Consider the following 257-nt stretch of genomic DNA (forward strand, 5'->3'; position numbering starts at 1 on the left):
GCGCGAGCGCGCGCGCTGGAGCGCGAGCCTGCGCGAGGCCGACACGCACCCCGCAACCGTGGCCGAACATGCCTTTGCAGCGGCCGTGTACGGCAGCCACCCCTATGGCCAGCGCAGCACGCCGCAGACGCTCGCGCGCATCGGCGTCGCCGACCTGCAGGACTTTCATGCGCGCCACGTCGCCGCCTGCCGCGCGCGCGTGAGCATCGTCGGCGCCGTCTCGCGCGCGCAGGCGCAGACGCTGGTGGCCACGCTGC

General features: G+C 75.5%; 1 pseudogene. It reads left to right on the top strand.

The window, feature by feature from the left end:
- Positions 1-257, top strand: a pseudogene (locus VTU_RS26305) (insulinase family protein); the annotation flags it as partial.

The sequence above is a fragment of the Verminephrobacter aporrectodeae subsp. tuberculatae At4 genome, assembly GCF_000193225.1.
Lineage (GTDB): Bacteria > Pseudomonadota > Gammaproteobacteria > Burkholderiales > Burkholderiaceae_C > Acidovorax > Acidovorax aporrectodeae.